General features: G+C 62.7%; 25 protein-coding genes. 21 read left to right on the forward strand and 4 right to left on the reverse strand.

Annotated elements, in window-relative coordinates; genetic code table 11:
* Positions 1-11 precede the first annotated feature (11 nt).
* From LVJ94_34860 to LVJ94_34960, 21 genes are all read left to right on the forward strand, one after another.
* Positions 12-1,214 carry a hypothetical protein gene (locus LVJ94_34860; protein ID WXB02082.1) on the forward strand — a complete coding sequence of 401 codons (1,203 nt, stop codon included), beginning with the start codon at positions 12-14 and terminating at the stop codon, positions 1,212-1,214.
* Entirely contained in the window at positions 1,204-1,677 is a 474-nt protein-coding gene (locus LVJ94_34865; GenBank protein WXB02083.1) for a hypothetical protein, read from the forward strand. The genes LVJ94_34860 and LVJ94_34865 overlap by 11 nt, the downstream gene beginning before the upstream one ends.
* Positions 1,670-2,668 (forward strand): hypothetical protein, encoded by a 999-nt coding sequence (locus LVJ94_34870; protein WXB02084.1) that lies wholly within the window; start codon positions 1,670-1,672, stop codon positions 2,666-2,668. The genes LVJ94_34865 and LVJ94_34870 overlap by 8 nt, the downstream gene beginning before the upstream one ends.
* Positions 2,669-2,732: 64 nt before the next feature.
* A complete protein-coding gene (locus LVJ94_34875) occupies positions 2,733-3,491 on the forward strand; it encodes a hypothetical protein (protein WXB02085.1) in 759 nt (252 codons plus the stop codon).
* A 110-nt stretch (positions 3,492-3,601) separates the two neighbouring features.
* Complete coding sequence (locus tag LVJ94_34880) at positions 3,602-4,780, forward strand: hypothetical protein (protein WXB02086.1); 1,179 nt, start codon at positions 3,602-3,604, stop codon at positions 4,778-4,780.
* Positions 4,777-5,136, forward strand: a complete 360-nt coding sequence (locus LVJ94_34885) for a hypothetical protein (GenBank protein WXB02087.1) — start codon at positions 4,777-4,779, stop codon at positions 5,134-5,136. Before LVJ94_34880 ends, LVJ94_34885 begins: the two co-directional genes overlap by 4 nt.
* Positions 5,137-5,154: 18 nt before the next feature.
* The gene (locus LVJ94_34890) at positions 5,155-5,676 is read left to right on the forward strand and encodes a hypothetical protein (protein ID WXB02088.1); all 522 of its coding nucleotides are present in this window, start codon (positions 5,155-5,157) and stop codon (positions 5,674-5,676) included.
* Between the two features lie 14 nt (positions 5,677-5,690).
* On the forward strand, positions 5,691-6,815 hold the full coding sequence (locus LVJ94_34895) for a hypothetical protein (protein ID WXB02089.1): 1,125 nt from the start codon (positions 5,691-5,693) through the stop codon (positions 6,813-6,815).
* A 474-nt stretch (positions 6,816-7,289) separates the two neighbouring features.
* On the forward strand, positions 7,290-7,610 hold the full coding sequence (locus tag LVJ94_34900; GenBank protein ID WXB02090.1) for a hypothetical protein: 321 nt from the start codon (positions 7,290-7,292) through the stop codon (positions 7,608-7,610).
* A 1-nt stretch (position 7,611) separates the two neighbouring features.
* Positions 7,612-8,112, forward strand: coding sequence for a hypothetical protein (locus LVJ94_34905; GenBank protein ID WXB02091.1), 501 nt, complete (start codon positions 7,612-7,614; stop codon positions 8,110-8,112).
* Between the two features lie 9 nt (positions 8,113-8,121).
* Positions 8,122-8,586, forward strand: a complete 465-nt coding sequence (locus LVJ94_34910) for a hypothetical protein (GenBank protein ID WXB02092.1) — start codon at positions 8,122-8,124, stop codon at positions 8,584-8,586.
* Between the two features lie 2 nt (positions 8,587-8,588).
* Positions 8,589-9,689 (forward strand): hypothetical protein, encoded by a 1,101-nt coding sequence (locus LVJ94_34915; protein ID WXB02093.1) that lies wholly within the window; start codon positions 8,589-8,591, stop codon positions 9,687-9,689.
* A gap of 9 nt (positions 9,690-9,698) precedes the next feature.
* On the forward strand, positions 9,699-11,114 hold the full coding sequence (locus LVJ94_34920) for a hypothetical protein (GenBank protein ID WXB02094.1): 1,416 nt from the start codon (positions 9,699-9,701) through the stop codon (positions 11,112-11,114).
* Positions 11,115-11,127: 13 nt separating this feature from the next.
* Positions 11,128-12,009, forward strand: a complete 882-nt coding sequence (locus LVJ94_34925; protein WXB02095.1) for a hypothetical protein — start codon at positions 11,128-11,130, stop codon at positions 12,007-12,009.
* Positions 12,006-12,365 (forward strand): hypothetical protein, encoded by a 360-nt coding sequence (locus LVJ94_34930; protein ID WXB02096.1) that lies wholly within the window; start codon positions 12,006-12,008, stop codon positions 12,363-12,365. The genes LVJ94_34925 and LVJ94_34930 overlap by 4 nt, the downstream gene beginning before the upstream one ends.
* A gap of 175 nt (positions 12,366-12,540) precedes the next feature.
* Complete coding sequence (locus tag LVJ94_34935) at positions 12,541-13,248, forward strand: hypothetical protein (GenBank protein WXB02097.1); 708 nt, start codon at positions 12,541-12,543, stop codon at positions 13,246-13,248.
* An 11-nt stretch (positions 13,249-13,259) separates the two neighbouring features.
* The gene (locus LVJ94_34940) at positions 13,260-16,346 is read left to right on the forward strand and encodes a hypothetical protein (GenBank protein ID WXB02098.1); all 3,087 of its coding nucleotides are present in this window, start codon (positions 13,260-13,262) and stop codon (positions 16,344-16,346) included.
* Positions 16,347-16,357: 11 nt separating this feature from the next.
* Complete coding sequence (locus LVJ94_34945; protein ID WXB02099.1) at positions 16,358-17,116, forward strand: hypothetical protein; 759 nt, start codon at positions 16,358-16,360, stop codon at positions 17,114-17,116.
* Positions 17,117-17,130: 14 nt separating this feature from the next.
* Positions 17,131-17,496, forward strand: coding sequence for a hypothetical protein (locus LVJ94_34950; GenBank protein WXB02100.1), 366 nt, complete (start codon positions 17,131-17,133; stop codon positions 17,494-17,496).
* 11 nt (positions 17,497-17,507) lie between these two features.
* Entirely contained in the window at positions 17,508-17,903 is a 396-nt protein-coding gene (locus LVJ94_34955; protein WXB02101.1) for a hypothetical protein, read from the forward strand.
* Positions 17,904-19,377: 1,474 nt separating this feature from the next.
* Positions 19,378-20,613: a hypothetical protein gene (locus LVJ94_34960; protein WXB02102.1), complete on the forward strand. Its 1,236-nt coding sequence runs from the start codon at positions 19,378-19,380 to the stop codon at positions 20,611-20,613.
* A gap of 46 nt (positions 20,614-20,659) precedes the next feature.
* Here LVJ94_34960 and LVJ94_34965 read toward each other — a convergent pair whose 3' ends face one another.
* The 4 genes from LVJ94_34965 to LVJ94_34980 are packed head-to-tail and all read right to left on the reverse strand — an operon-like array spanning position 20,660 to position 25,915.
* On the reverse strand, positions 20,660-22,693 hold the full coding sequence (locus LVJ94_34965) for a hypothetical protein (GenBank protein WXB02103.1): 2,034 nt from the start codon (positions 22,691-22,693) through the stop codon (positions 20,660-20,662).
* 15 nt (positions 22,694-22,708) lie between these two features.
* Complete coding sequence (locus LVJ94_34970) at positions 22,709-23,953, reverse strand: hypothetical protein (protein WXB02104.1); 1,245 nt, start codon at positions 23,951-23,953, stop codon at positions 22,709-22,711.
* A complete protein-coding gene (locus tag LVJ94_34975) occupies positions 23,943-24,584 on the reverse strand; it encodes a hypothetical protein (protein ID WXB02105.1) in 642 nt (213 codons plus the stop codon). Before LVJ94_34975 ends, LVJ94_34970 begins: the two co-directional genes overlap by 11 nt.
* On the reverse strand, positions 24,581-25,915 hold the full coding sequence (locus LVJ94_34980; protein WXB02106.1) for a hypothetical protein: 1,335 nt from the start codon (positions 25,913-25,915) through the stop codon (positions 24,581-24,583). Before LVJ94_34980 ends, LVJ94_34975 begins: the two co-directional genes overlap by 4 nt.
* Between the last annotated feature and the right edge of the window lie 264 nt (positions 25,916-26,179).

Below are 26,179 nucleotides of genomic sequence, written 5' to 3' on the forward strand. Positions count from 1 at the left end.
GCCCAGGGACGATGTCGGATCCTTTGGGGCTTTTGCAAGGCGTCGAGAGCGCTCCCGCTCGGCGGCACATCGGCGCGGAGGACCTTGAGGTGCTCGGCAAACAGGCCGCACGGTCCTTTCAACGCGGAGATCAGGCCTCGCTCGCGGACGCGGTGATCGAGATCGTCAAAGATGCCGCGCTGTCGCCCGAACACGTCCGGCGCGTATGCGAGCATGCGAACATCGACGCGTTCTTGACGCAGTTTCACAAGAGCGGCGCCGAAAGTCGGGTCGTCGATTTCGCCAACGGGCCCGCGGATCCTGATGCGATCGTCCGGCAGCTGAATGCGGCGAAGGTCGCATCGACGGTCGATGCCGCCGCAGCGGAGCTCTCCGATTACGTTTTGCCTCCGCCGGACCGTCTTTCGGGGGAGGCCCTTTGGGAAGGCACACTCAAGGCGGCATTCGGGACCGATGGCGGGTCTATCCCATTCGAAAGGCCACTGGGGGACGCCATCGAGCTGCGGGACAAGCTCGCGTCGGCCGACGAGCACGTGCTGGCCCAGATTGGGGGACTCGAGGGGATGTACCGCGATCTGGGCGAACAGCTCTATGCACACGTGAAGCAGGCCGCTCTATCCGGAGTTCCGCTTGGGCACATCGCCGAGGCGTGGGCGAGCGTGTCGCGGGAGGGGATCGACCCCGCGTTCCAGTTGGTCGCGCCCCGCTTGGTGCGCGACGGTGTGTTCTCTCCTGACGACTTGCTGAACTCGGCCGACAAGACTGCGTCGAATCGCGTCGTAAACCGGGAGCATCCGCTCGTAGCAACCTTCGCGGAGTTCAGCGACGCCCTTCAGAAGCTTGCCCATCTTCGTGGTGCGCGAGCCGAAATCGGCCATGCCTTTGAAACGATCAGCGCGTTCGTCAAGAAGGCCGCCGTCATGGGGTCTGCCTACCGAGCTGCGGCGCGTGGTTCCGAGGCGGTGGCGGACGCGGTGAGTCCATTCGTTGGGAAGGCTTTCGGTGGCGGCGCGGAGTTCGCGACGAGAAAGGTCCTCGAGAACGCGCACAACGTTGGCCTCGCCCTGGGCGCGAATGAAGCCTACACGCATCTCAAACACAGCCCGAGCCCCGCCGCGCGCGCCGTGCGCAGCGCAGGGAATGTCGTCCTACGCAATATCCCGGGGACGACGCAGCAGATGCAGCACGCCTGGGAGATTGAAAATGGCATCTGAGACGCCCGTGCGCGTGTTTCTCAAGGAATCCTCCGGATGGGGCGATCGAGCGGGGCGGGTTGCCGGCTCGATGGGGCGAGCATTGGAGGGCGCCGCCGCCGGCGCGGCGGGGACCGTCGGGGCGGCGGCGATCACCCTCGCCGCGGCGAAGATCTTCGACGCGGCCACCAAGGCACGCGACTTTCGGCGGATGCTCGACGAAAATCCCGATCTCCAAGCGCATCACGACAACGACCCGCGCCGCTTCAACGTCCTGTATTCCTCGCTTCGGACGTTTAATCCGGCTTTTGCGCGGGACCCGGTCGTCAGCGGGTCGTACATGCGCCGTCTCGTCGATAGTCCGTTGCCCGGCGGGATCCTGACCGATGCGCTGTCGCTTCGCGACAAGATGCCTTCCCCCCTTCACGACGCCATGGCGCGGGGGCTTGAAGCGGGCGTGAAGTCGACCCTCAAACGTGATTGAGAAGAGATCTCTTCATTGCGGGGGGGGAGGACGGGAAATAGCATTTCCGCTATTTGGAAAAGCACAGTCGTACTTCGAAAAGACTGCTGAGTCTGCCCTTCTCGGCGAAGTAGTCCGATTCATCGAGCGCCTCACGCCCCGCGCGGACGCGATCTACGTTCTGGTCAACGCCCTGGGGGCGGGGGAGTGGTGGGGCCCGAATGTGAATGGTGACCATTTCCCGGCGCGCGGTCTGATGCACTGCCCGCCAAATTGGGCGGGCGACCCGCTCGCGGATCGTGCAATCGCTCGGGGGTGGCCGTTCGGGTTTCCCACATTCTATTCGGCGTGTCCGTACCTGCATCACAGGAACAAGGACCCGACGCGTGGTTACGGCGAAGTGGAGCTCGCGGCGTGGAACGATCGCATGAAACGCGTCGAGCTCGTCATCCGCATCGACCGACCGAAGTGCGTGGCGTTTGGTGGAATGGGGCTGTGGCAGCGGCTCGAGAGTGGACAATGCCCGGACGTCAGCATGGGGAGCCGGGTACCGTTCGACCTCTGCTCTATTTGTACCGACTGGGATACGTACGGCCGAGCGCAGGAATCCTTCGACGTCTCCGTGCATCGCGATCCGGGTGCAGCGGTCCTCCAGGTTCATCGCGAGCTCAAGAGACGTTCAGGAAATGGCATTCGGGGACTTTCGATTACGCGCGCCGATTACTGCGAGCACACGCGACAGCACATGAACGCTGTCTTGCCGACTGGGCAGAAGGTCTTTGTGTACAACGACTATCCGCACTTCTTCGACATCAGTTTTGTCTTTGTCGGCGCGGATAAGACGGCCAAGGTCATGATGCATCTTCGAGGCAAGGGCGCTCGACGCAATGAAGGTCGTGATGACCGGAGTCTTCGAGAAAAGGCAGCCTCGTTGGCCGATGAGGCCCTGCGGGTCGGGCTTGCGGGAGCGGGCCGGGGTACTGGTGGCGGACGGAATTTGAAACGCATGTAGCGACACCGTTCGCGACATCGCGCCTTCTTCTATTTCTTCAAACGCCGCTGCGACTGTCCACGCGATGAGCATGGACGAGTTCTTGGCGAACTTTTATGGGACCACGAAGACGGCCGCCGACGGCGGTACCCCCTCCTCGGAGAGCCTCGAGAAGGAGGCGGAACTCCAATTTTTCTGCAAAGTCGCAGCGGACCAAGGCATCGACCTCGCGAAGTTGTCGGACGCAGAGCTCGAGCAGCGCTTTGCCGAATTCGAGGCAAAGATCGCCGAGAGCAAACGCGACGCGCAGCAACAAGCAGGGGACGAAGAACAGACCGCGCGTGCTCGGCGTGAATTCGAGGAGAAGCGCGCCGAAGCTGCGAAGACCGCCAGTGCGGCTCGCGAGTGGGAAGAGAAGCGCGCGTCCGCGCGCGATCTCGCGCAGTCTGACCTCCTCGGGCGCACGGCAGCCCACGCCTATGTGGACGAGCTGCGCAAGATTGCGGCCGCAGCCGAGGAGCAAGAAAAGGAAAAGGAAAAAGGGGGTAAGAAGGACGACGAGGAGAAGGACGAAGAGCGGAAGAAGCCACATGGCTCGCCTTTCCCGCCGCCGAAGACGGCATCCGGGCTCGATTCCCTCGCCTTCAAGCGCGCCATAGAGAAAGTCGCGGCCGCGGGATTTGATCCCAACGTTGCGACGAAGCGCATCGAGGCGCTCTACACGCTCGACCGCGTCACCGACAGCGTGAAGGTTGCACGGGCGGAGACTTTCGAGAGCGCGATCGATATTCGCGCTCTCGAATTGCTCGAGCAGGCGGGCTACCCCGTCGAGTGGGCGGTGTGACGCCATGGCGATCGAAGCTCGCCGAGCCCGCGTCCGACGGGGCCACCTCGCCTGTGGCACGGGCGGAGATCCGGCCCGCGCCCGCCCCGGGCAGGTCCGGACCTCGGGGGATGGCGCCGCGTACGAACTACTCGCGCGTCAACACGGGTGCGGTGGGCGCCGCCGACGCAATTGCCGCGGCACAGAAGTCCATTCCGCCACGAGGGCTCGAAATGCTGCCCACTAGCGGCGCAGGAGCGGCCCTCGAGCGCCCGCGGCTGCAGGACATGGTGAAGGCGGCCATGCGCTCGTCCCTCGCGCGGCTCGACGTGACGAGGGAGGCGCTTCGCCAGTCGGGTACCGGCAGCGAGAAAGCCGCCGCATCACCGTGCGCCACCTGCGGCAAGAGCGCGGACGAGTGCAAGGGGCACGAAAAGAGGGCCGAACTCGCATTGAAGCTCGCGAGTGCGCTCGAGTACATCGCCGACGAGCTGTCCAAAGAAGGGGCGAGTCTCGTCGAGCCGGGCAAGGGGCCGGGCGCATTGCAGGTGAGTGAGGTTCGTGCCTCGACCCCCTTGCCCGAGCACCACGGCCAGGCGCACCACCAAGTGCCCGAGCATCCCGGCCTCCAGAAGGGGCTGCGCACCGAGCAGGCACCGACGCAACTCGAGAACACGCTCGAGCATCCGCCCGGTCCCAGGGAGCGCATGGTTCTGCGCAATCAAGGCGGAAAAACAGCGTCCCTTGCGGCCCGAATTCGCAAGCTCGCGTCGGAGCGCGCGGACCTCGAGGAGACCGAGAGCGAGGGCATGAGCGAGGCCAAAAAAGGGCTCGCCAAGGTCGAGCGTGCCCACGAGCGGGAAAAAGCGGCTTCCCTCGTCGACTACTACGCGCGGCGGACCAAGGAGGCCGAAGACGCGATTAACCCCGCGCATATTTCGGCCGGGCGGGCCGTTCCGCCGGAGACCAGTGCGGCAGGCGAGAAGGGTGGCCAGCCCGCGGGTGGCGCACCCCAAGGCCCGACGCAACTCGTCGCCTCCAACGAATCGTCGGCGCATTACACGAGGGGCCAGGCCTACGCAAACCGTAAAACGGATTTGCGCAAGTACCTGACGGAGCCGGCGCTCACTTCATCGACCGACAGGACACTTCAGGACGTCTTCGCGAACACGCCACGCGCGGGCGTCAAAATCTCGTCGGCTCCGGAGATCCTATCGCCGAGAACAGCAGCGGCGCGAGCCCTTCTGCACAAGCTCGCCGAAAGCGTGCTGAAGGCGCCTGCCGCCGAGGGCGCGCGAGGTGACGCATGAACAAGTTGAGCTACGCCGAGATCTCGGAGGTCCTGCGCGAGGCACCGGCGGTGATCCGTGCGCTCGTGGACGAGAACCGCGCGCTTGCCGAAAAGGTCGCACATAAGGAGCGTCGCGAGCGCGTCGAGAAGCTCGCGAGTGCGATGCACGAAAAGGGGATTCACCTCGACGTCGGCTTGCCCGCGCTCGCCGACCGGCTCGAGAAGGACGCCGGTGAAGGCAGATCCCTCGAGGTGATCGAGCAGGCCGTCGACTTGGTTAGTCCAGATATGGGCGCAAGGCTCGCGCAGCTGGACGTCGAGGGCAGCGCGCTAGCGGGGGATTTCGAAAGATTTTTGGTTGGGGGCGTGGGCTAGCGGCCCGGGAGCATTCGCATGTCGACGATCCAACGAATCAATTTCGAACCCGTTAGTGACGTTCTTCCTATTCAGCGACGGGATTTTCCGCTGGGCGATCCTACCCTCGCGCAGCCACTCAATGCCCTTGCGCTGGTGGACGGCGAATGGCTCACGTTGAACGCGAGCTACCAACTCGTGCGCGCGACTGACATTTCGAACGCTGGGGCGCAGGCGCAAGTGCGGAGTTTCCCGCTTTGGGCTGAGCGAGGACGCTACGACGTTCAGGCGATTGCGGGGACGCGAATGCCGATCCTATGGCGCGGTGAATACGAATTCGATACGCGCGTGTTCGATTCGGCGGCAGTGGTCTTCGCCGGCGCGCCCATCACGACGCCGTTGCAGCCGCTGAAAGTCGCTACGATCGCACTCGGGGGGCGCAATTACTCGGGGCTCGTTGGTGCGAGCCTCACCGATCCTGCGCCGATCGTGGGTTATGTGACGAGGCTTCCCGCAAACAATGGCGGGAAACTCCGGTTTATTTCGGGCTGGCGCGCCTGACAAGGAGACGATCCATGGGCGTTCCGGCACAAGTTCTCAACGATTTATTCAATCAGCGCCTGGGTACCACCGAAGGCAAAGAGAAAACCGCAGAATACGCAGGCAGCTTCGTCCGCGACAAGCTGCGCGAAGTATCGTTTGCACGGAAGATCATTCCCCCCGAGCAGGTGACGCGTGCCGATTGCCAGCGGTCCGTCAACCACGACACCCTCGTCAAAATCGTCGATGTCGAGCCGCAGAGCCGTGCCATGGCCATGACGTTCCGGGGCCAGCCAACGGCGAGGCTGATTCGCGGCGACCGGGCCGAAGTCCCTTTTTTTACCATTTCGAGCGAGATTTTTCAAAAAACAGAACAAGAGCTCCTTGCCTATGAAATGCCGATTACGAAGATAATCGAGGAAAATTGCGTCAAAGATATTCAGGAAATTGAGGATCGAGAATTCATTTCACACGTCGAAGCCGCCGTTCAAGCGCTCCAAATGGAAGCCAACGGTGGCATTCCACGCGCACTGAATTGGTCGAGCACCAATGCCGGGGGGACCGTCGAGTTTTCCATTCGAAAAGGTGAGTTGGCACGCACGGCTGGGGTGAATGACGCAACGCCGCGGCCGATCCAGCGGCCCGATCTGGTCCAGCTGTTTAAGATGCTGGATGGCAATCGACTCCGATCCGAGCGGCTGCTCATGACCGAGGTGGATTGGGACGATATTCTGCAATGGACGGTCGAGGATTTTGGCGACAGACTTCAATCGGAAACGGCGGTTGAAGGATACAAGTACAACTCGCTATTGGGACGGTCCTATATTCGTAGCATCAAGACCGACATTTTGCGTCAAGGTAATGTGTATATATTTACAAAGCCTGAGTTTTTTGGCAAATACTACATCCTGAACAATACCAAATTTTACATCGACAAAATTGCAAACATGATTTCCTTTCAGGCGTGGGAAGATATTGCGATGGCGCTGATTAATATCGCCGCTGTTCGTAAACTCGAGTTGTACTCCGCCGACGCAAACCCCCTCACCAATGCGGATAAATTGCTTTCAAACTTCATCCCCGTTGCCGAAGACGCGCTCGGGGCCGCGAACAACCGAGTCGCACAAGGGCTCCGATTTCCGCAAGTTTCGCAGTATTGACGTCGATGCCGTACGCCATTCACAACATGATTCGTTCGCGCCAGACACGCACACGTCGTGCGCAAGCTCCCGCGCACCCGCGGCTGGTGCAGCGGATCGGCCATCTGCGCGTGCTTCGGGCTCGTACGCTCGTCATGACGGACGCCGATTTCGAACTGCATTTGCCGCAGATTCGGGAGATGGCGGCCCAGGGGCATATCGAGGTGCGTACGCTCGACGGCCGTAAGTTGGAGCTCGAGACATTTTCGGCGGAGCCTTTGCCGCCCTCGCCTCCGCTACCGGCGCCGCCCTTGGATTCGATCGCACGCGATCCCCCATGGGGAGAGAAGATACCGGCGCTGCCGGGTGAGTACGATGACCCTATCGCCGGCGATGGCGTTCCGGCCTTGCTCCGAAGCGCCGACAGCGGCGCCGAGGACGATGATGACGCACCGGCGCCACCACGAAGCGAGGAGCTCGAGAGCGAGGAATCCGATGAAAGTGACCAACCTCACCGACGTAGACACCCCCAAACTCCGACAGCACGGTCTCGTCGCGCAGACGTTCGCGGTGGGGCGGGCCCTGCTCGCACCCGGTGAGAGCGCCGATATCCCGGAGGAATATGCCCGCATGCTTGGGTCCGGGCTCGAGCACCTGGTGAGCGCCGGGGCGTGTGCCGTCGGGGATCTCCCCGCCGCCTACCAGGTAGCGAAGGCGAATCAAGCGCAGGCGCGCATGCAGCCGCCCAAGGCGACGGATCCGGTGGGCGCGGTGGCGGGCGAAGCGCCGAAGGGCGGGAAGAGCGCGGGGGGCTGACGTGGCCCTCTCGGGAATCGTCGGTATGTCGCAGACGATGCAGGACTTCGTCCAGCTCGTTCGCACATTTTCACGCGATTATCCGGAATTGAATCGGATCGTGTCGGGCGAAGAATCGAGCGATCGACAGATCGCATGGGCTGTTTTTGACGCCGTTTCCGACTTTAACGGGACACCGCCATTTACCAATCTCTTTCTCGACGATCTTCTGCAGAGGCACCAACATCATTTGCTGCTTCGGATGACCATCGAGTCGCTCATCGAGTCCGTCGGTCAGCTTCAGACGAGGAATCACATCAATTACAGCAATGGAGGAATCAATGTGGGGGTGAACGACAAGACTCCATTGCTCATGAACTGGCTGCAGTATTTCAAAGCGATCACCGAGCAGAAAAAGATGCGCGTGAAGGTGGCTCTTAATATTGAGAGTATCCTCGGACCTTCAAACGTCGGCGTCCACAGCGAGCTCTGGGCGGTGAACGCCACCTATGCCGCCTATTGAGGTGATGCCGTGCCGCAGAACCGCATTTACAAATTTTCCGACATCTTCGAAGCGCAGTCGTTTCTCAACGGGGCCATCTTTGGAGGGAACATTGCCAATGGGGTGTTCGGCCTCGTCGGGCAAGTTCTCACCTTCATCCGTCCGGCCTTTGCCGTCACGTTCACTCCCGCACGTGGGCCCGAGCCCGAGCGCCTGCGCTTTGCGGACATCAAAGAGCAGATCGAATCCAAAAGCGACGCCATTTCGGTGCATCAGGTCGGCGGCCGCCTCTTCTTTCTCGAGAAGACGCCGACGGACGGGGTTGCCCTTTCGGCAAACGACGAAGTTGCCAAGGGCCTGCTCGGTTTCGATCGAGCTGGAAGCGTTGTCGGGCGCTTTTACAAGCCTTCAACGATCGCAGGCGGAGCGCCGCCCTGCTACGAGTGGGGCTACAGCGTGAACGAGACGACGCATGTTCTCGTCACATGGGAGTGACAATGGCACATGATGCGTTCGAGCGCTCGCTGCGAGGTGCGCTTCCCCTGGCGGAGGCCTCGGCGTTCTTCGTAAACCTCAAGGGGTCGAGCCTGGAGGACCGGCGCCTTGCGAAAATCGCGCTGGACACACTCGGACGGTCGGCGGCCAGTCCGGCGACGTACTTCCAGAACGAGCCTGACGCGGCAGCCGCCGAGGAACAGAACGCGGCCGCCTTTTACCGCGACAAGGCGCGGCAGATCTCCGAGCAGCTGGCGGCCGAGCAGGAGCAGGGCGCCGATCGTGACGCGGAGCTCGAACGTCTGCAAACCCAGCTCGCGCAGGCTGACGCCCTCGGTCAGCAGTACCAGCATATGGTTTCCGACGCGACAGAGCGCGCCGTGAGGGCGCAGGATGAGGTGCTCCAGGAGCAGCAGACCTCCGCGGCGCTTCGGATGGCTTACCAGCAGTTGCGCGGTCAGATCCTCGGTATCGCGAGCCAAGAACCTCCAACCACGCAGGCTCTTTCCGACATGGCCGGGATGACCGCGGCGCCAGCGGGTGGGCCAGACAGCGCGGGCGGGGGCGCGCCGGCCGCGACTGCGATGAACAGTAATCCGTCGGCGCCCGGCCAGGCGGTGGCTACCACGGGGCCTGCCGGCCAGGCCCCTTCGCCGCCTGCAGCCCCGAATTCTCCCAATCCAGAGGGGGATGCCGATCTGCACGAGCGCTCCTCCCCCGATGCGAATGGGGAGCCAAAGCGAACGACGCAGGTGTCCATTAAACAGGGGGCGCTTTCCGGTGCACTGGAACGACTCGGACCCGCGCTTGTCGGGGCCGGACTTGGAGGCGCGTTCGCTGCACATCGGCCCGACACTGGCGGTCTTCGTAGCAAGATCGACCGTATCGAGGGGCAAAGCACCGAGCCCTCGCTCGGGCAATCGTTGGACCTCGCGCAGACCAAGATGCGGCTCGCCCTCGGGGAATTTCAAGAGAGCCATCCTCGGGCCGCCGTGATGATAGGGGCGGGCGTGGGGGGGGCGATGGGGGCGAGCAATGGCCCCCGCATCGTGAAGGAGATTCGGCGGACGGCCGACGCCCTTCGGCGCGCAAAAGAAATATGAGGCAAGCCGATGCTCGATACCTTTCTCGAAGTAGCGTATGCGCACGAGGCTCGAAGGCACGAGGAGCGCGGCGCGATCGACCTGCTTAAACGGCTTCCGGAGGCGGACCTTCGCAAGATGGCATCGGGCGAGGTTCTCGCGAATGCGGGGGACTTTCTCTCGCAGTTTCGAGGCACGCCGCTGATCGAGCAGGCCCTCGCCCTCGAGGAAGAGGAGCTCCAGGCCGAGATGGCGGACGCCGAGCGGCAGAAGGAACGCCGGATGGAAAGTCAGGTGCAGGACGCCGTCTGGGGGGCCCGGGATGCTCTTCGTATCAAGAAGAGGCTCCTCGAGCTCGAGCTTGCGAAGGAGGAAGCAGGCATCACCGCTGGGCCCGCAGCTGCCGCACCTCCGAGCATGCCGCAGACTCCCGAGCCTCCCGAGCCGCCGGTGGCCGACGCCCAAGGGACGGAAGCGATAGAGCCCGCTGCTGCCGGGAAGGCGGGGGAGACGTCTGTCGGGAAGATGGCTGGGGTAACGGCGCCGTTTGCCGACGCACTCGGGCGTGAGCTCGCGCAAAGTGATTTCCGAAAGGCAGCTGCGGCGATGGACATCGTTCGCGCCGGGGAGGCGGCCGGGCGAATCCTGGCCAAGCACGCCGCGGTTCCGCGATGGGCGCAGGATCCGAAAAAGCGCCGAACGATGAAGGCTTTGGGGGTGGGGCTGCTCGCAGCGGGCCCCGCCGGCGTGCTCCTTGGGCACCACGTCGCGGAACCCCTCGGGGGCCGAGTTGGGCGAGCGCTCTTTCCCCGAGGAAAGGGGAAAGAGGAGGGAGATGAGGCACGCGCGAGCAAGCAGGCATCGACCCTTGGGGCACTCACGGGTGCTCTCAAGGGGGTCGGGCCTGTGGCATCCAACGCGCTCAAAGCCGTCGCGCCCGTCGCCTCAAACTTCATTCGCGATCCGCGAAACATGCCCACGCTGGTAAGTGCGGGTACAGGGGCCATCGGAGGCCTGGCGCACGGACTCCAGCGCGATGAGCACGGCCAACGGCACGTCGTGCGCGCTCTCGGCCAGGGCCTCGGTGCTGGAGCGGTGGCGGGAGCTCTCGGGCACGCCGGCGGACATCTGGGGCGCGCCGTCGCCGCCGGAGGCGGCGTCGGTGATGCACTCAAGTCATACGGGCAGGGATGGGCGAACGCAGTTGGTCGCGTGGCGGAAAGTGCGCGTGGCGTGGGCGCCGCCATCCAGCAAAACGCGGCCGGCGCGGTCAAGCAAGCAGGGACCAAGGAGATCCTACGGTGGCCCTTCATTTCAAAGCCAATGGGGGCTGTCCTCGACGGCACGGGATCGATGGACCAACTCAGCGACCAGGAGCGCACTCGTGTCGAGGCGCTTCAGCGCCTCCGTGCGCGGGTAGGCTACAAGAAGCCTGACTCGGCGTGATTGAGACCGCGTCATGCCTATCCTGATCGAGGTCCGCGACTTTCGTGTTCGGTCGTTGGACCTCGACTTCCATGAGGTCTCCTGGGCCATCGGTTCCACGACCGAGGATGTTCTCGATTACCGATTTCAGATCTTGCGCTCGGAATCACCGAGTGGTCCTTTCGAAGCTCTTGGCCCCGCCTTTTCGGACAAGTACGTCTTCATCGACGATCGCATTGAGGTCGTTCATCGATGGCGTCGCTATTATTACAAGCTGCGCATCGCGCACGTCCCGTCGGGCGATGTCCACGACGTCGGACCCGTCTCGAAGGATCCCGATCCCGACCTTCTCGCCCTCGAGCTCCGAAGGCATATGACGTTGCTCTTTCGCGAGTTCGCAGGGCGGCGATGTTGGATCTTGCCGGTTCGCACGTTCGGGATGCGCTGCGAGTGCTGGAATCCCACTCTGCAACAGCGGCGCCGGTCCGGCTGCCTTCTTTGCTACGACACGGGCTTCGTTCGGGGGTACCTCAGTCCGATCGAGACCTGGATTCAATTCGACCCGTCGGCCAAGAGCGAGCAGACGACGGCGGCCGGGGCCCAGCAGCAGTCGAATACGACGGCGCGGCTCGCCTACTATCCCGCACTTCGACCGCGTGACGTCGTCGTGGAGGGCGAAAACCGCCGCTGGCGCGTCGTTCGGGTTTCGCAGACGGAACAATTGCGGGCTGCCGTTCACCAGGAGGTCGAGCTCCACGAGGTGCCGCCGAAAGATATCGAATTTGCGATTCCCCTTCGGCTGGAGGAGGCGTTACGCGATCTGTGGCTGTCGCCGCCGAAGAACTTCGCGAATGCCAACAATCTTGAGGCTTTCGAGAGGATCTTTCACATGTACCGGCGACGTCCGACGCCATGATCCCGACGTTGCTCTCCTACCTCCCGCTGCGCGATGCCCTCTGTATCTGCAAGCTCGCTGAGGATCCACGAGGGAAGAGCGGTCGCGGCGCGGCGCTGAAAAGCGTCCTCGTCCCGGCGCTAGGCTTCATGGGCGGCACGGGGATCGGGCTGGGCGCCGGAGTCCTCGCCGACAAGTTTCATCAGCGAGTCACCGGGGCTCCCATTCCCGCAGGGGTGCGGCGCACGCTCGTTCCCGTACTTGGGACCGGCCTGGGCGTCGCGTACGGCATGTACAAGGCCCGGGAGATGGAGGATATGCATCGTGCCCTCGCGGGTGACTCGGACGAATCCAAAGGGGAGGGACGCGGAGGATAGTTTTCGCTACAGCCCTCTCGAACACCTCCGCTCGCTGTTTGTCGGATTCATCCAGGGGCTCTTCGCCCGACAAGAGGTTGGGGACTACCACTGGGAGCCGCACTTCGACACGACCGAGATCATCATCTCCGACGAGAGTCCCGTCCATGTGACAAACCTTGGCCAGCGACCGGCCGTGACCGTGACACGTGGTCCGGTCCAGTTTTGGTCGCTCGGGTTCGATGATGTGTTGGTCTATGAGCCGCAGACCGGCGCGAAAAAGAAGAGTGTGTTGGTTCCGGGAACGATAAGCGTAAACGCCGTTTCCCGCGTCCCGCTCGAGTGTGAGCGCATTGCCTGGTGGATTGCCGAGGAACTCTGGGCAAACCGCGATCTGCTCCTCCAGGCTGGCTTTTTCGATATCGGACGGACACCGCAGATCCTCAGCCCTTCGCCGGCCGGCTCGCTCGTTGCGGGGGACATGGCCGACGAATATGTCGTCACGACGGTCACATGCCCGTTCCAATTCGTCCGTACGACGAAGGTCACGCCGCTCGGGCGGCCCGTGCTGCAGGGGGTTGGGGCGCAGCTGCATGGTGTTCTCCCTCCCGCGGGTTCCCTGGGCCCCGTCGATCGGTTCGAGGTCGAGACACACGCGCCGCCGCACTACTCGGGTGCCTCCGATATCTACGGTGCGACCCCTTCGCCCGGCAGTGCGCCGCCGTCGCTGCCGACCGTGCCACACCCCCTAAACCCCGCCGTGCGTGTGTACATCCGCCCGGTGCGGCCCAATCAACCCGGTCTGCTTCCGCCGTCCATGAACGGACGGGCCATTCCTATACGGCAATCGCCGATGCCAGAGTCGCCGCCAGTTAGGACACCTGATCAACGCATCAAGGTGTGATTGGTGCAGAAATGGCGGCATCGATTCCCCGCCCCGGCGTGGAAGTCCTCCAGACGTTTCGCTCGGTATCTCCGACGGTCGACGTTCCCGCGCTCGTCCCGTGTTGCATCGGCGTGTGCCGTCAGATCGTGGACGCGCTCGCGCAGGATGGGACGCCCAACCGCGAAGCCGTCGTTCCTCTCCACGCGCAATTCACGGCGGCGCCGGCCCTGGGAACGCCCGCCGTGTACACGGGATTGGACGGCTTTCACCTGGTTGTTTCGTTGAATAGCGGACCGAACCTCGCCATTCCTTTCGTCGGCGTCCAACTCACCCCCGCGCAAGTCGTCGCCCAAGTCCTCGCCGCATTCTCCGGGGCCGGCGTCTCCGCATACACCGCCGAGGTCCTCGGCAATACGTGGCGTTTGCGCTCGGTCGCCGCAAACGAATTTCAGAATATTCATGTGATCGGCCCAAATCCCACGGGCCAGGCTCCGAACGCCTCGGACGCCGAAGTGCTGGCCATCTTTCAGTTGGGCGCCGACCGCGTTTATGCGGGTGCGAGCTTCTACACCCAGCGCATCACCAACATCACGCTGGCCAGCTTTCCAGACCCGAGAAAGAACCTGTCTCAGCTCACCTTCGAGGCTTCGAGTGTGCGGGCGTTTCTCGTTCTCGGCGGCAACGCGGGGCTGACCGAGGTGCGCAGGGATCAAACGTTCTTGCGCCAAGGACTCGGCTCACCGGCGTCGATTGTCGGGACCGTCGACCTGACGACGCTGCAATACGGCGCAGGCGGAGTGCTCGACAAAAAGACGCTCGTTCTGAACGTCAATGGTGTCAATCCACCGCTCACCATCACGTTCGCGGCTCCTGCCTCGGCCAGCGCGGCGCTTGCGCAAATCAACGCCGTCATCGGCGCGGTGGCGAATGCCGTGCTCGACGCCGGGAACCGGCTGGTGCTCCAGACAATCGCCATCGGTCCGCAGTCACGGCTCGTGCTCGGCGCCGGTAGCGCCCACGCCGTGTTGGGCATCACCGGCGCAAGCGCCGGCGGGCCGGCTCTTCGGGCCATCGACAGCGGTGCCGCTTCCGCGGTCACTCCCCTCGTGCAGGCGCCGGGGGCGAACTTCGTGGCCCCGGCGACGGCCGCGTCGCTCGTGGGCACGGCCACGCTTTCGATGGTGCCCGATGGGCAGACCCTCGCCGTCGACGATGGAACTGGCCCGCAAACCCTCACGTTCATGGGGGCTGACAGCCCACTGACGATTCTCCTGCAGGTGAACGGGATGTTCGGTCTCGCGGGCGGAGGACTTCTCACCGCGAGCATGACGGCCGCGCAACATCTCGTACTGACCAACGCGCGGCTCGGTATCGAGAGCCAAATCCAAGTCTTAGGAGGAACGGCGCTGGCCGCGCTCGGCCTCGGTGTGTCGAGCGTGCGTGGATCGCCCTATCCCGTGCGTTCGGGCGACGCGCTCTATGCAGGCGGAACGCTTGTCGGCACGGTCACCCAGCCCGCCCCGGGCGGCAATGCGGACCAATTGAAACTGGACCGCCTTATTGCCGTGAGTCCGAACGTTGCTCTCTCGTATTACCTGCTTGCTTCGGGCCTTCCGGCTCCAAATCGCCCCACCCCCGATCTCCTGGTCGATGCGGCCGGCAACGTCACGCTCAAGAACGATCTCGTGCGCGACATCCAGGGGACCACGTCCCCTGTGCGCACGCAGATCGCCATCGCGTACAAAGCGGTACGCCGGGACGTTTCCGCGTTGGGGAAGAACGGTGGCCTGCTTCGATACGACGACACCACGACTCTCGAGAACGAGCTCGGCCCGATCAGCCCCGAAAACCCGCTTGCTCTCGCGCTGTACCTCGCCCTTCTGAATGCGCCCGGGACCCAGGTGACCGGCCTGGGGGTCGATGCGGCAAGTCGCGCGGAGCCCTACGGAACCGTGGAGGCCTTCGTCCGCGCCGCCGAATTTCTCGAAGCGTACGAGGTGTACGCGACCGCACCGCTGACCCACAACACGACGGTCGGACAGGTATTTCGCGCTCACGTGGACGCAATGAGTGAGCCCGAGCAAAAGGGCGAGCGCATTACCCTCTTCAATCCCGAGCGTCCTCTATCGCGCGTCGATCGACTCGTAGCCTCCGGCACGGGCGATAGCGCCGCAGCGCCAAATACATTCGATACGAGCGTCGCGAATCTCAGCTCTCTGCTCCTCGCCATGGGGATTACCGCCGTCGGGGCGGTCGCGGTGGCTGCGGGCATCTACCTCAACGTTGGAGACGGAAGCAGGTACGCGATCGTCGACGTCACCGGATCACGTGTGACGGTGAAGACCGCTGGCTTTCTCCCCGGTGAGAACGACGACGCGTTCTATGCCGTGACCCCGCTGCCAGGTCCCTTGATTTCGCATGTCTTTGCGGTGAGCGTGCGCGGCGCCCCACTCGTGCGCCTCGACGGATCGCCCGACAAGGACGCGATGGCCTTGACCTATCAGCAGCTCGCGCAGGGGGTGTTGGATCGGCGTTTCTGGCAAGTGATTCCCGATAAGTGCGCGGTGACCCTGCAGGGGGTCGAGCAGCAGATCGAAGGATTCTATGTCGCCGCGGCGGTCGCCGGGATGATTGCGGCGCAACCTCCGCAGCAATCATTTACGAACTTTCCGATCACGGGTTTCACGCGAGTCATCGGTTCCAACGGGTACTTCTCCGAGAAGCAGCTCGATATCGTCGCCGGTGGCGGCAACATTGTTATCGTTCAGGACGCCGCTGGTGCGCCCCTGACCGCACGAATGGCGCTGACGACCGATATGACATCGGTCCAGACGCGTACCGATTCGATTGTGAAGGCCGTCGACATGATGGCGAAGATTCTCCGGCTTGGAGTTCGGAATTTCATCGGGCGGTTCAACATCTCGCAAGGTCTGCTCGACTCCCTGAGCCACGTCATCCAGGGCCTGTTCGATTTCGCCAAAGCGCACGAGATCATCCTCGATGCGAACCTGAATAACTTGATTCAGGACGCCGATGAGCCCGACAGGCTCCTGCTCGATACGACACTCGAAGTTGCATATCCGTTCAACTATCTGCGCGTCACGATCGCGATCTAGGGAGCACCTCGATGGCCGGGAATTTCAGCGATTGGGCTCCCTACTCCAACTACGTTCAAGCCGGGATGCACGACGGCCGCTATGCGACGGCCGGATTTACCATGCTGGCTGCTGGGCCCCCGAGGTTGGCGAACATTGGCAGTGCAGCCGCCATCGCGGGCGCTGTTTCGGGGCGAAGCCAGGCGGCCAATCAAATCGTCTATCCCATGGGCATCGTCCAGAGCTTCTCTCTTTCACAAACGCGTCAGTTTGCACGCATTTTTGAAATAGGCAGCGAGAGAAGCTACTTCATTGCAGGACGTACGGTTGGGCAGGTCGGGTTGGGCCGCGTCTACTACCACGGACCGTCTCTTCTGCGAGTCCTGTATGCGTATTACCAGGACTTGTTGCCGCCGACGCTCGTTCCTCCGTTGTTCCCGAATGCGGGCGCGCGTGCCATGTCGAATCCGCATGATGTCGCGATACCGCCGGGGTACGAAAATATTTACCTCAACCTCGCCTCCGACCTCTTCGCGCAGCCCGTTGGCCTGCTGATGTACACAAGGGATATTAATCTCGACACACTGGGCGCCGTCTTCGCAGAGGCCTGCTATTTGCCAAACCATTCGTGGGCGACCGATGCCCAAGGGGTATTAATTCAAGAACAAGTGGCCATTCAATTTGAGCGCATCGTCCCCGTGGCTGTTGCGGCTTTGTCGCTCATTTCAGGAGTGACATCACAGAATGCCGGCGGTGCGAACGCGACATTCCCGGGGATCCCCGGCTCATGACAAGGATATCCACCATGTCCTCACTCCCCCTTTCTTCCGAGGTTGCCCTTGCCATTCTGGGCGACGCAGTCCAGTTGCTCGCCGTCAAGGAGGCGGCACTCACCGGCGCTCCGGGCGCCATGAAGATGCCTCCCGCGGGCGATTGGCTCTCCCGAGCGAAGGGAAAGCTATCGGGGGGATTGGGAGCGAAAGGCAATCTGGTGCTTGCCGGCGGCACGCTCGGAGCCGGGCTCCTCGCTTCCAAAGGCCTTCGCGCGACCACGCAGCACATGTCCGGGGAGGCTCGACCGCAAGTGTTCGGCGCCGACCCCGAAAGCCTGGGTTATCGGCTGCCCGTGAACGTCAATGCGTACGGCGTGCCGCAGAATGGCCCGCGCTGAAGGAGACAAGAATGGCTTCTGTAAAGGCAACGAAAACTGGCTCCGGGCTCTTGTCGCGCGCCCGCGCTCTTCGGCCCCACCTTCTCACGCACGGCGTCAGTGCGGAGGTGATGGACGTTCGCAGTGATCTCGCTCGGGCGCTTGGGCCGGAGGCGGCCATCACCGTGGACGAGTTCGTGACACCGGCGGCCGGCTCACTGCTCGAGCTATCGCAGGTTCCTATGGCACGTACCGGAGGATATGTCGTGCTTCACGAGGTCGTGGATGGTGCGGCACTGGTGCCCCCGACGGGGACGATTAAGGTTACCAACGGAGTCGGGACGTACACACCGGCTGCCGCCCCCGATGGACAACACAAATTTGCCGTCTACTACGAGCGCGACCCCGGTGCTTCCCGCGCACCGTAGGGTTGCCATGTCTATGTTCTCCACACATGTGTAGTCCGTCGTATTCGCGCTTGCGTGCGACATGTCGGGAGGGTATGTCTGTCTCCAGACATTCCGCGGAGCTCCTCCCTCGGAGTGTTGCCATGTGCCTCCCTCCCGACCCGCTGCCGCGCGTGTCTCTCCCCCCGCCACGCCTCTACCAGCGAGTCTGGTTGATCTCGAAGCATAGGCCGAAGGAAAGTCGACCACACCCCAGACGGCCCTGCACGCGAGTGTGGGGCCGCTCTCTTTTGATGTCTTGACGAGACGAGTGTCCCCGGCGGAATTCGGCACTCATGTGTCCGAAGGGGACGAGCCACCTTGCCACCAGAAGGGCCGGACCTTTGGGCTCGCGTCTCCGCGCTTGGTGCTGGGGCGTGGAAGTACGGGGCGCTTCTGAGGGGCCCGCGTTTTTGGGGACGGCCGCACGAAATCAAGTACTGCCAGGTCGAGAAGGACCCCTTCCGCGTGAGAGAGAGTCCTCCGGTCTTGTTGACTCATCAAGTCGCGAACCAACTCTCGCGTGCTCGCGTCATACTTTTCGCCGTGTTGCTCCATGTCTCGGTGGAGTGTTTCGAGCTCAGCACCCAGGAGGACTTCAAAGAGTCCACTGCGGTCGCCGAAGGCCTGCTGCGACTCTGCAAGGCCATAGGGGGCTGTTCCCTCATGGTCCGCGTCGCTCGTCGCCTCTCGCGACGCGAGTTCGGCGAGAGTCGGAAGACGCGGGGCGGCCGGAGGCTCTGGTGGATTCACTCCCCAGGAGGGCGCGGTCGCGGCCTTTGAAGGATGCTGCGATTCGCTGCTCAATTTCGCGGGCTTCGGCCTCGTCCATGTCCCGGAGCATCTCGCCATGATGCACGAGACAAAAGTCCGTCACGATGATCTGCAGAAGGCGGCTCGCTCCGAGCGCGCGACCGAGACGCAACTTGGAGTCACTCTTGAGTAGACGTGCGTATCGCTGAATCAGCTCCCAAATGACAGGGTCAAGCGGAACCCGGTGCTCGAGAGCGCCGCGCGCGGATGATCGGCGCCACTCTCTGATGAACGGTTGAGCTCTCTTTGCTGTGTGGTGCATTAAGTTCTGCACACCAGTTGCTCTGAGAGAATGAGAATCATTCTCGCGATGGAGTCAGCGTGTCCAACAACTCCGCACAGTATGTCAGAACGCCTTAAAATTTAGCTTGGCGCGGGCGAAAACCAGTGCGGACATCCTGCTGACACGCACTCTGCTTGTCGATGCGGATCATTACTGGGCACTACTTTCGACATTGACGCTCTGTGCCGCGGCCGGTACGGTCTCGGCGTGGTGGAAGTGGTCTGTCCAAGTGCCATGGACATGAAGCTGGACATGCTTGGTTGCTGTGCCAAGTGTCATGACATGTCGAGTGACGACCCGAGTGGTGTCTTAGTCCGCACTTCCTGTTCGAGATAGACGTGGGTACATACGGAGACGAACATGCCCAGGAAGCAAGCTACCTCGCGCCCTGCACCGACGAAGACGAAGCCCGGCAAGGCGAAAGGTGGCAAGACAATGACTCGCGAGCCGAAAGCAGCCGAGATGAAGGCCATCGAGACCAAGGCCAGTGTGACCAAGGCCACCAAGTCGAAACCCGAGCCGGTCGAATCGCCGGCGAAACCCGAGCCCGTCGAACCTCGCCAGCGAAAGGACGAAGGGGCGAGCGCGTCGCATGACACGGGTGGAGCCACCCCGAGTCAAGGAGGACTCGAGCACTGGCTCGAAAGCCTCAATCGGGGCGTGTACAAGTCGCTGACGGCGGCAATCCACTCGCTAGCGCAATTGGACCTGTCCGAAGCGGAACGTCGGGAGGGCACCACCAAAGCAATTGAGGTCCTAGGTCCCCGCGTACCCAAGCCGAGGCGCTCGACGGCAGGCCGCATACAGGGACCACGTACGTATGCTCAATGGCTCAAAGCGCTGCATGAGGACCAGCGGTACGACAAACCTGAAGATGCACGCCGAGGCCTAAAGCGCAGCGAAGAAATCTCGGACGCCGAAAAAGAACTGGGGCTGCAGGAGATCCTTGCGAAATTCGGAAAACTTTCGAGCAAGGAAGAAGCGCCTATTCAGGATAGCGCGCAGCGATTCAAAGAAAGACTCTTGAAGCATCATTATAAGAGGCCGCACGACGCCCATCGCGCGCTTTCTCGGATCATTTCCGACAAACTCGTCCCAGACGATCGCATCGATGAGCTCGAGGCGCTTCTGAATGATCACTTCAAGACCCAGACGGTTTCTGGCGGTCGAGCGAAGGCTCCTTTGGTTGACGCGCCACCGGCGCTTGCTGGGGAAGGTCGAAGAGTTCTCTCCGGAGGGGTGCACGGCGGCCGCGTTCGGGCGCGCGGCCTTGGGGAGATACTTCGGGTCGTCGAAACGCAGAATCAGCTGGTTGATATTCTTTCAAAGGCGCTCGCACAACTCGCACTCGTCACGGAGCACAGTGCCAAGGCTGACGAGCATCGCCGCGCGCTGCAGGCGTTGATGGAACAGGCAGCCGCGGCAGCCCTGAAAGGCGTGAACGCGCTGAATGCCCAACTAAGCGCGAGCCCGACGCAGGAAGGTGTCCAGCCCGTTGGCTACCTTCCGCTTCCGCGAAGTGCGGAATCAGAGCAGCTTGCTCAGCTTTCCGCCAAATTGAACGAAGTGGTCAAAGCATTGAAAAAAACGGCGTGATCGTTCTCGGCGCCGTCGCGCACGTCCTTTAAGACGTCCCAGAATTTCAGACGAGGGCAGCGTTTCGGCGGGGCGGCCGCTGATCGGGCAGTGGCCGCATATCGACACCGCTAGATACCGCATTCCCGTTTGTCGCGCTTCGAAGGTTTTGCGCGACCATATCCGCAAGCTCGGGACTTTGCAGGCGCAGGTTGCTCAGCGCAGCTTCCTGTTGCGACGGCGGCAACGGCGCGAGAAAGCGCGCTTGCGCCGCGGCGTAGGTCGGCAGGTCGACATTGAGTGTCGTCACCTCGCCTTGCGTGGTCACGGGCATACGCTGATTGCTCGCAAGTTGGCTTCCCACAGAGGCGAGAAAGTCCGCGGGAACTGGGCCGCGCTGGGCGGTCGGCGCGCTCTCCAGCGTGGGCGCCGCGGCACCTGTCGCGAGGTCCTGAGCAGTGCCTATAGCCGCGCCGTCTTCGGCCACTGGTGAACCGGGTTCGCCAGGCGCCGTGGGGGCGGCCTGCGCTTCGGCCAAGGTCTGTTGGGCCTTGGCTTGATACTTCATCATGACAACCTGCGCCTCTCCCTGAATGGCCGCGAGGGCCAACTGCTGTTTTTTCTGTGCCTCGGCCCGGACATCCGCCTCACGCAGCATGATCGCGTTTTCGTCCTCTTGATTGTAGTCGCAGGTGGCGAGCAATGTTGTGTCAGAAAGCTTCTGTGCTTGATTGAGTTGAAAATTGAACGCCATGCGCTGCAGGTCATCCGCCATGCGAAAGGGACGAAACCGGCCCCTTGCCTCGGGCCAGCCCAAGTAGGCCGATACCTGCTGGATGATGAACCTGAGCAACTTCTTCTGTTTTAGAATGTAGCCCAGAAAAGCATTTTCCAACATGCGCATGGACACGTTCGTGCCCGCATAGGAAAGCCCACCGAGGAGAAACTCGCGAGGTACGCCTTGGCCCACCATAATGTGCTCGGACCATTGTTGGATTTCGCCGGTTAGGAGTAGAGCGCGTCCGTCCCCGCCGATCGTCTCTTGGCCAATCGGAAGGGGCAGGATAGGGATGTAGTTGTTATCGAGTCGCCATCGCGCAATTTCCGTTGCGACGTGGTCCCGCCAATCGACGAGATTGATGGTGGTGTAGGGGTCGGCGGTTCCACTACCAGCTTGGGGGAAGAGAACGCGGAAAGGAACGATATGTTCGAGCAGAATGCTTTCCTGTGCCTTTTTCATCAATTGCAAATGATAGGTATCTTTCAAAACGGGCAGCAACAACGGAATGCCCCAGCCGCGGTCTTGCGTCGCAAGCGTCGGTCGGCGTAGATGGAAGATGTTGTCCTTCGAGAAGATAATTCCTTTTTGTTCGCGCATCGCCTGCACGAACACCTGCGGAATGGACTCGACGACGTCCTTTCGACCTACCACGACGTCGTTCCGAATGACCGCAGGAATAGTATAGTAATAGGTGTATTCGCCTGTGATATCGTTGTAAGAGATTTCGACGTCTTCGGGATTCCATCGAACGAGTTTGATGCCTGACGGGTGTTTTAAGTAAAAGTCATGTGGGCGCGCGTCGGCGATCTGGTGGCACCTTGGGCAGGTGAGGCGAAATGAATAGTTGGTGAAGGTCCAGTGACTTCGGATCTTGGACGCTTGCTCGCGGAAGTCGCAGTGGACGCAATAAAGAATCTTTTGAAACGGGAAGCTGAGGCTGATGATGGCATTTCCGTACGCATGGTAATCGAGGCCGCATTCGACTTGAAACGCGCGAAAACCCAGATGGTCGAGAAGGAAGTCGGTCCACTGCTTGCGTGCGCCCGGCGAGTCGTGGTCGATGATGACGTCGGTAATTGGATATTCCGACAGCTTAAAGACCACCGCGTTGATCAGCGGGTTGGTCAAAAAATAATATCTGCACCATTTGAAGAGTTGCTTGACGGTAACGGGAAGATACGTGTGACCGACATCGAAGAAGGGGCTAGGATAGTGGACCCCCTGAGCGGGGCTGCCTTGAATGCGCCCGCGTGTCGTTGCAAATCGAAGGCCGGACGCCGGCCCCGTCGCCATGCCAAAACCGCCACCGAGAAAGCTCACGGCGGGCCCCGGAGCCTAGTTCGCCGCTCGAGCGCTTGTCACACGCTCAAGGGGAAGGCTCTGCCCGGGCGAAGCTTCGGGAGGCGGTGTAGCGGGGCGCTTCGACGGAGCATGGAGGCGGTCGATGCCGCGACCTACCAGGCTTCCCACGCGTCGCAAGCCGGAGGAAACGAGCTGGCCCGCACCGATCGGCATCGCGCCGGTGACGAGTCCGCCGGCGAGGTCCGCCGCGCTGCCGAGACCTCGTTCAACGCGGCCGCGCCCCTGCCCGTCTTTTGGCGTCTTGTTCACGATCGCCCCAGCGAGTCCGACGGCCGGGGGTACAATCCCGAGCGTCGTGAGCGCGCGGGGCTGATTGTGGAACTGCTCGCGAATGCTCGTGCCGACGGCCTTTCCGAGACCGACGTTCTTGTCGAGGACTGCGCGAATGTAGCCAGGGATGCTGGTGAGGCCGAGGTTCTGGGCATCTTCGGCAGAGCGAAAGGCCTTCTGTGCCCGACGAACCTCTGGGTCCCGCATGGTCTTTTGCGCGAGACCCTCGGCGTGCTCCTTCAGATCCCGGTTGAATGCGGCGCCCCATTCGGCGGCCCGACGGCCGACCGCGCTGTCTCCATGGGCCATGGGCGGCTGGGTCAGTGCATCAAGCCCGAAGCGAATCGCCCCGTGGCCCTCAGGTCTGCGGAGGATGGCTTTCTGCAATGCCCGACGAGCGTCGTAAGCGCCTCCGCGTGCCCACTCGAGTTCTTCGGGGCGCAGGACGCCCGTCAAACCGTGCACTTGCCTCAAGCCGAATCTGGCCGCGGCGCCTACGGGATCCCCCCTGTCGGCCAGGGTCGAGAGGTTGCCTCTCGCCAGCGCGCCCGCGCCCGCACCGAGCGCACCACCGACCATCGCCCCCGTCCCGGCGCCCCGTATGCCTTCGACAAGTAAGCGCTGAAGGCTGGGACTGGCGCGTTGGCCGCGTCGCTTCGGCCCGTCTCCAGCGCGGGCATATTCGCGCAGGATGCCGTAGCCTGCGCCCGTCGCAGCACCCCCGAGGGCGCCGACCCCGCCCAAACTGCCAACGTTCTTCAGCACGGGGGCCGCACGGGCGACAAGGGAACCAAAGTCGGGTGCGGCCAGTTTTGGGACGCGTCCAGGACCATCAGGGCTGCGCATGGGGGCAAGCGCTGGTGCCAAGCGCGCGACGAGCGCGCGCATATCCGGCGCCGCGGTCTTCACTCCTTCGTGGAATGCCGCGACGGCTTGCTCATGCAGCATGGGTCACCGCATGGAGTTGCTCGCGCAGCCGATCCCGGGTCTCGTCGAGGTACGTGGATACCGTGACGAGGCGAGCCATCTGCTCGCGAACCATCGGGTCCGGTGGATGCTGATCCCGTTTCGCCCATGCGGACTTGAGTGCAGCATCCTGCTCGGGGGAGAGCGCGAAGTCGTGCGGGGAGAGCTCGACGAAAGATACTGGGGGCAGTGCGAGCGCGATGCCGTCATGACGATGCACGTTCGCCATGAAGAGCCGAACCTCCTCGCTGAACGCGACATCGGTGCGGATGCGGTTGGCGGCATCGACACTTGCGAGGACCTGCGCCACGGTCGGGACCTGCATGAGCAGGAAGTCCGGCGGCATGGAGTTGCACGGCATCGTGCACCAAACAAACACCTCCCAGCGCTGCCAGTACGTGTCGACGAGGTGCAGCGTCTTGCAAGCTTCGATCTTGGAGAAATTCAGGCCCGAGACCGGCCCGAAGTCTTTCTGGATCTCCTCCGATAGCGTCTCGGCTTCCCACGCAAGCCAGTTGGCGCCGTACCGTTCGATAAGAAGCGTATCGAGCGCGATGGGGTGTGCGTCCTCGCGATCCCAAATCGTCTTCGCAGTCAGCGACGAAGCCTTCACGCAGCCACCGTGTCCGCCGCCATCCGCATGAGGAGAACCTTTTCTGCGCGCGGCAGGCTCTTGAAGATCCCGACCGGATCCGCGGTGAATTCGTCGACGAAGTCCTCGTTGAATGTCGCGCTGAGGCTTTGCTTCCCGCTCCGGGCGAGCCTGCGAAGGTCGTTTTCGGACACGTAGTCGGCGCCGATGACCTCCGTGAATTCACGCGCGGCGCTCTGCTTCGAGAACCCGTAGGTGGAGAAGTACGGATCGGGAATACCCCGCGAATGCTCGAGCCCCGACATCCGGTCGAACTCTTCAAGCGCGGCACAGAAGGCCTCCGGGGAGAGCTCGGCCCTTTTCTCAACGAGCGCGTCGAGCAATCCAGACATGGTCTCGCGGCGTTCTTCCGGTAGCGCATTCTTGCGGAGATCGCGCGCCGCGAGGATCTCCTCGGACGGAGCGTACGTGGCGGACCCATACTTGCGCGCAAGGTCGCTCACGGCGATGCCGAGGGCCTCGGCACGTTTGACCAGCGCGGTCGCATAGGCGTGACGCTCGTCGGGAGCAAAGCGCGGATGGAACGCATCGAAATAGCGAGATGCGGCTTGCACTTGGACATAGCTCTGCATCGGGTACCGATCCCCAATCCCATAGACGCCCGCTTCCTTTTCGCCGACGTGGTCGCCCGTCGCGCTCTCGCGCTCCGGATTGCTCCGTAGCGCTGCCGCCGGTGCTGCTCCGAATGCCGTCTTCTCGACCGGAGTCTTCGGGCGGGCGGGCCGTGTCGGCTCGCTCACAGGCATGAGGGCCGTGCCACTTGCCTCGCCGGTCTTCCACGATTCGCCCCCAGGCGGTCCAACCACGCTTGCGCGCATCGCGGGCGTCACCACGGTGTGCCCCGCTCGTTCGAGCGTGCGCACCGCCCCTAGGTTCGAGCGCACCTGTTTCGCGGTGCCCGTAACAACGGGAACGGCGGTCAATGCCGTGAGCGCGCCGAGCGCGAGCTTCTCGAGCGGCTCCGGGACGGGAAGGCCGTACCAGCTCGAGGCGCGCACCAGGTTCTGCGCCGCCGTTTTCTGCGCGGTGTCGGGCAGCTTGTGGCCGTTCTTCAGGAAGTAAATGGTCGAGACCATCGTGCTGCCGCGGTCGACACACGCGAACTTTCGTAGTCTTTGACCACCGTCCACGAGCACGAGCGCGAACACGTCATCGGGCAGCCGTTCGCGCAGGTCGGCCGAAGGAACGCTGGCATGTTTGAGTGCGGCCGGCATCGTCCCGGCGAATACCATTCGGAGCGTTTCTCCGTGGGGATCGTCATCGATGTCGAGAAGAAGGCCACCGGTGTGCATGCGCGCTCGCGAAGTGCCGGAATCGAAATCCGACCGGCGCAACGGACGGTAGCCGAGAGGAATAAGGGAAACGAAGGGGCCTTCCCGACTCGAAAGGAGTAGGCCATTGATCAACAAGTATCCACCCAAGACCTTCAGGCGCGAGGGGGGAGACGCGTATGAGGAACGTGACGAACGAGACGCGTATTCGCACGACGATCCGTATCAGCCATCGCTTACGGGTGCTTCAGCATGGAGACAACATGATGAGCAAGAGAATGTGCG

The organism is Sorangiineae bacterium MSr11367 (genome assembly GCA_037157805.1).
Taxonomy (GTDB): Bacteria; Myxococcota_A; Polyangia; order Polyangiales; family Polyangiaceae; genus Pendulispora; species Pendulispora rubella.

Bases quoted from the DNA above. Each gene is read 5' to 3' on its own strand.
- LVJ94_34890 (WXB02088.1), top strand. From the start codon at position 5,155: ATGTCGACGATCCAACGAATCAATTTCGAACCCGTTAGTGACGTTCTT.
- LVJ94_34900 (WXB02090.1), top strand. From the start codon at position 7,290: ATGAAAGTGACCAACCTCACCGACGTAGACACCCCCAAACTCCGACAG.
- LVJ94_34865 (WXB02083.1), top strand. From the start codon at position 1,204: ATGGCATCTGAGACGCCCGTGCGCGTGTTTCTCAAGGAATCCTCCGGA.
- LVJ94_34885 (WXB02087.1), top strand. From the start codon at position 4,777: ATGAACAAGTTGAGCTACGCCGAGATCTCGGAGGTCCTGCGCGAGGCA.
- LVJ94_34875 (WXB02085.1), top strand. From the start codon at position 2,733: ATGAGCATGGACGAGTTCTTGGCGAACTTTTATGGGACCACGAAGACG.
- LVJ94_34960 (WXB02102.1), top strand. From the start codon at position 19,378: ATGCCCAGGAAGCAAGCTACCTCGCGCCCTGCACCGACGAAGACGAAG.
- LVJ94_34950 (WXB02100.1), top strand. From the start codon at position 17,131: ATGTCCTCACTCCCCCTTTCTTCCGAGGTTGCCCTTGCCATTCTGGGC.
- LVJ94_34945 (WXB02099.1), top strand. From the start codon at position 16,358: ATGGCCGGGAATTTCAGCGATTGGGCTCCCTACTCCAACTACGTTCAA.
- LVJ94_34940 (WXB02098.1), top strand. From the start codon at position 13,260: ATGGCGGCATCGATTCCCCGCCCCGGCGTGGAAGTCCTCCAGACGTTT.
- LVJ94_34925 (WXB02095.1), top strand. From the start codon at position 11,128: ATGCCTATCCTGATCGAGGTCCGCGACTTTCGTGTTCGGTCGTTGGAC.
- LVJ94_34970 (WXB02104.1), bottom strand. From the start codon at position 23,953: ATGCTGCATGAGCAAGCCGTCGCGGCATTCCACGAAGGAGTGAAGACC.
- LVJ94_34915 (WXB02093.1), top strand. From the start codon at position 8,589: ATGGCACATGATGCGTTCGAGCGCTCGCTGCGAGGTGCGCTTCCCCTG.
- LVJ94_34895 (WXB02089.1), top strand. From the start codon at position 5,691: ATGGGCGTTCCGGCACAAGTTCTCAACGATTTATTCAATCAGCGCCTG.
- LVJ94_34920 (WXB02094.1), top strand. From the start codon at position 9,699: ATGCTCGATACCTTTCTCGAAGTAGCGTATGCGCACGAGGCTCGAAGG.
- LVJ94_34930 (WXB02096.1), top strand. From the start codon at position 12,006: ATGATCCCGACGTTGCTCTCCTACCTCCCGCTGCGCGATGCCCTCTGT.
- LVJ94_34860 (WXB02082.1), top strand. From the start codon at position 12: ATGTCGGATCCTTTGGGGCTTTTGCAAGGCGTCGAGAGCGCTCCCGCT.
- LVJ94_34980 (WXB02106.1), bottom strand. From the start codon at position 25,915: ATGCACACCGGTGGCCTTCTTCTCGACATCGATGACGATCCCCACGGA.
- LVJ94_34955 (WXB02101.1), top strand. From the start codon at position 17,508: ATGGCTTCTGTAAAGGCAACGAAAACTGGCTCCGGGCTCTTGTCGCGC.
- LVJ94_34880 (WXB02086.1), top strand. From the start codon at position 3,602: ATGGCGCCGCGTACGAACTACTCGCGCGTCAACACGGGTGCGGTGGGC.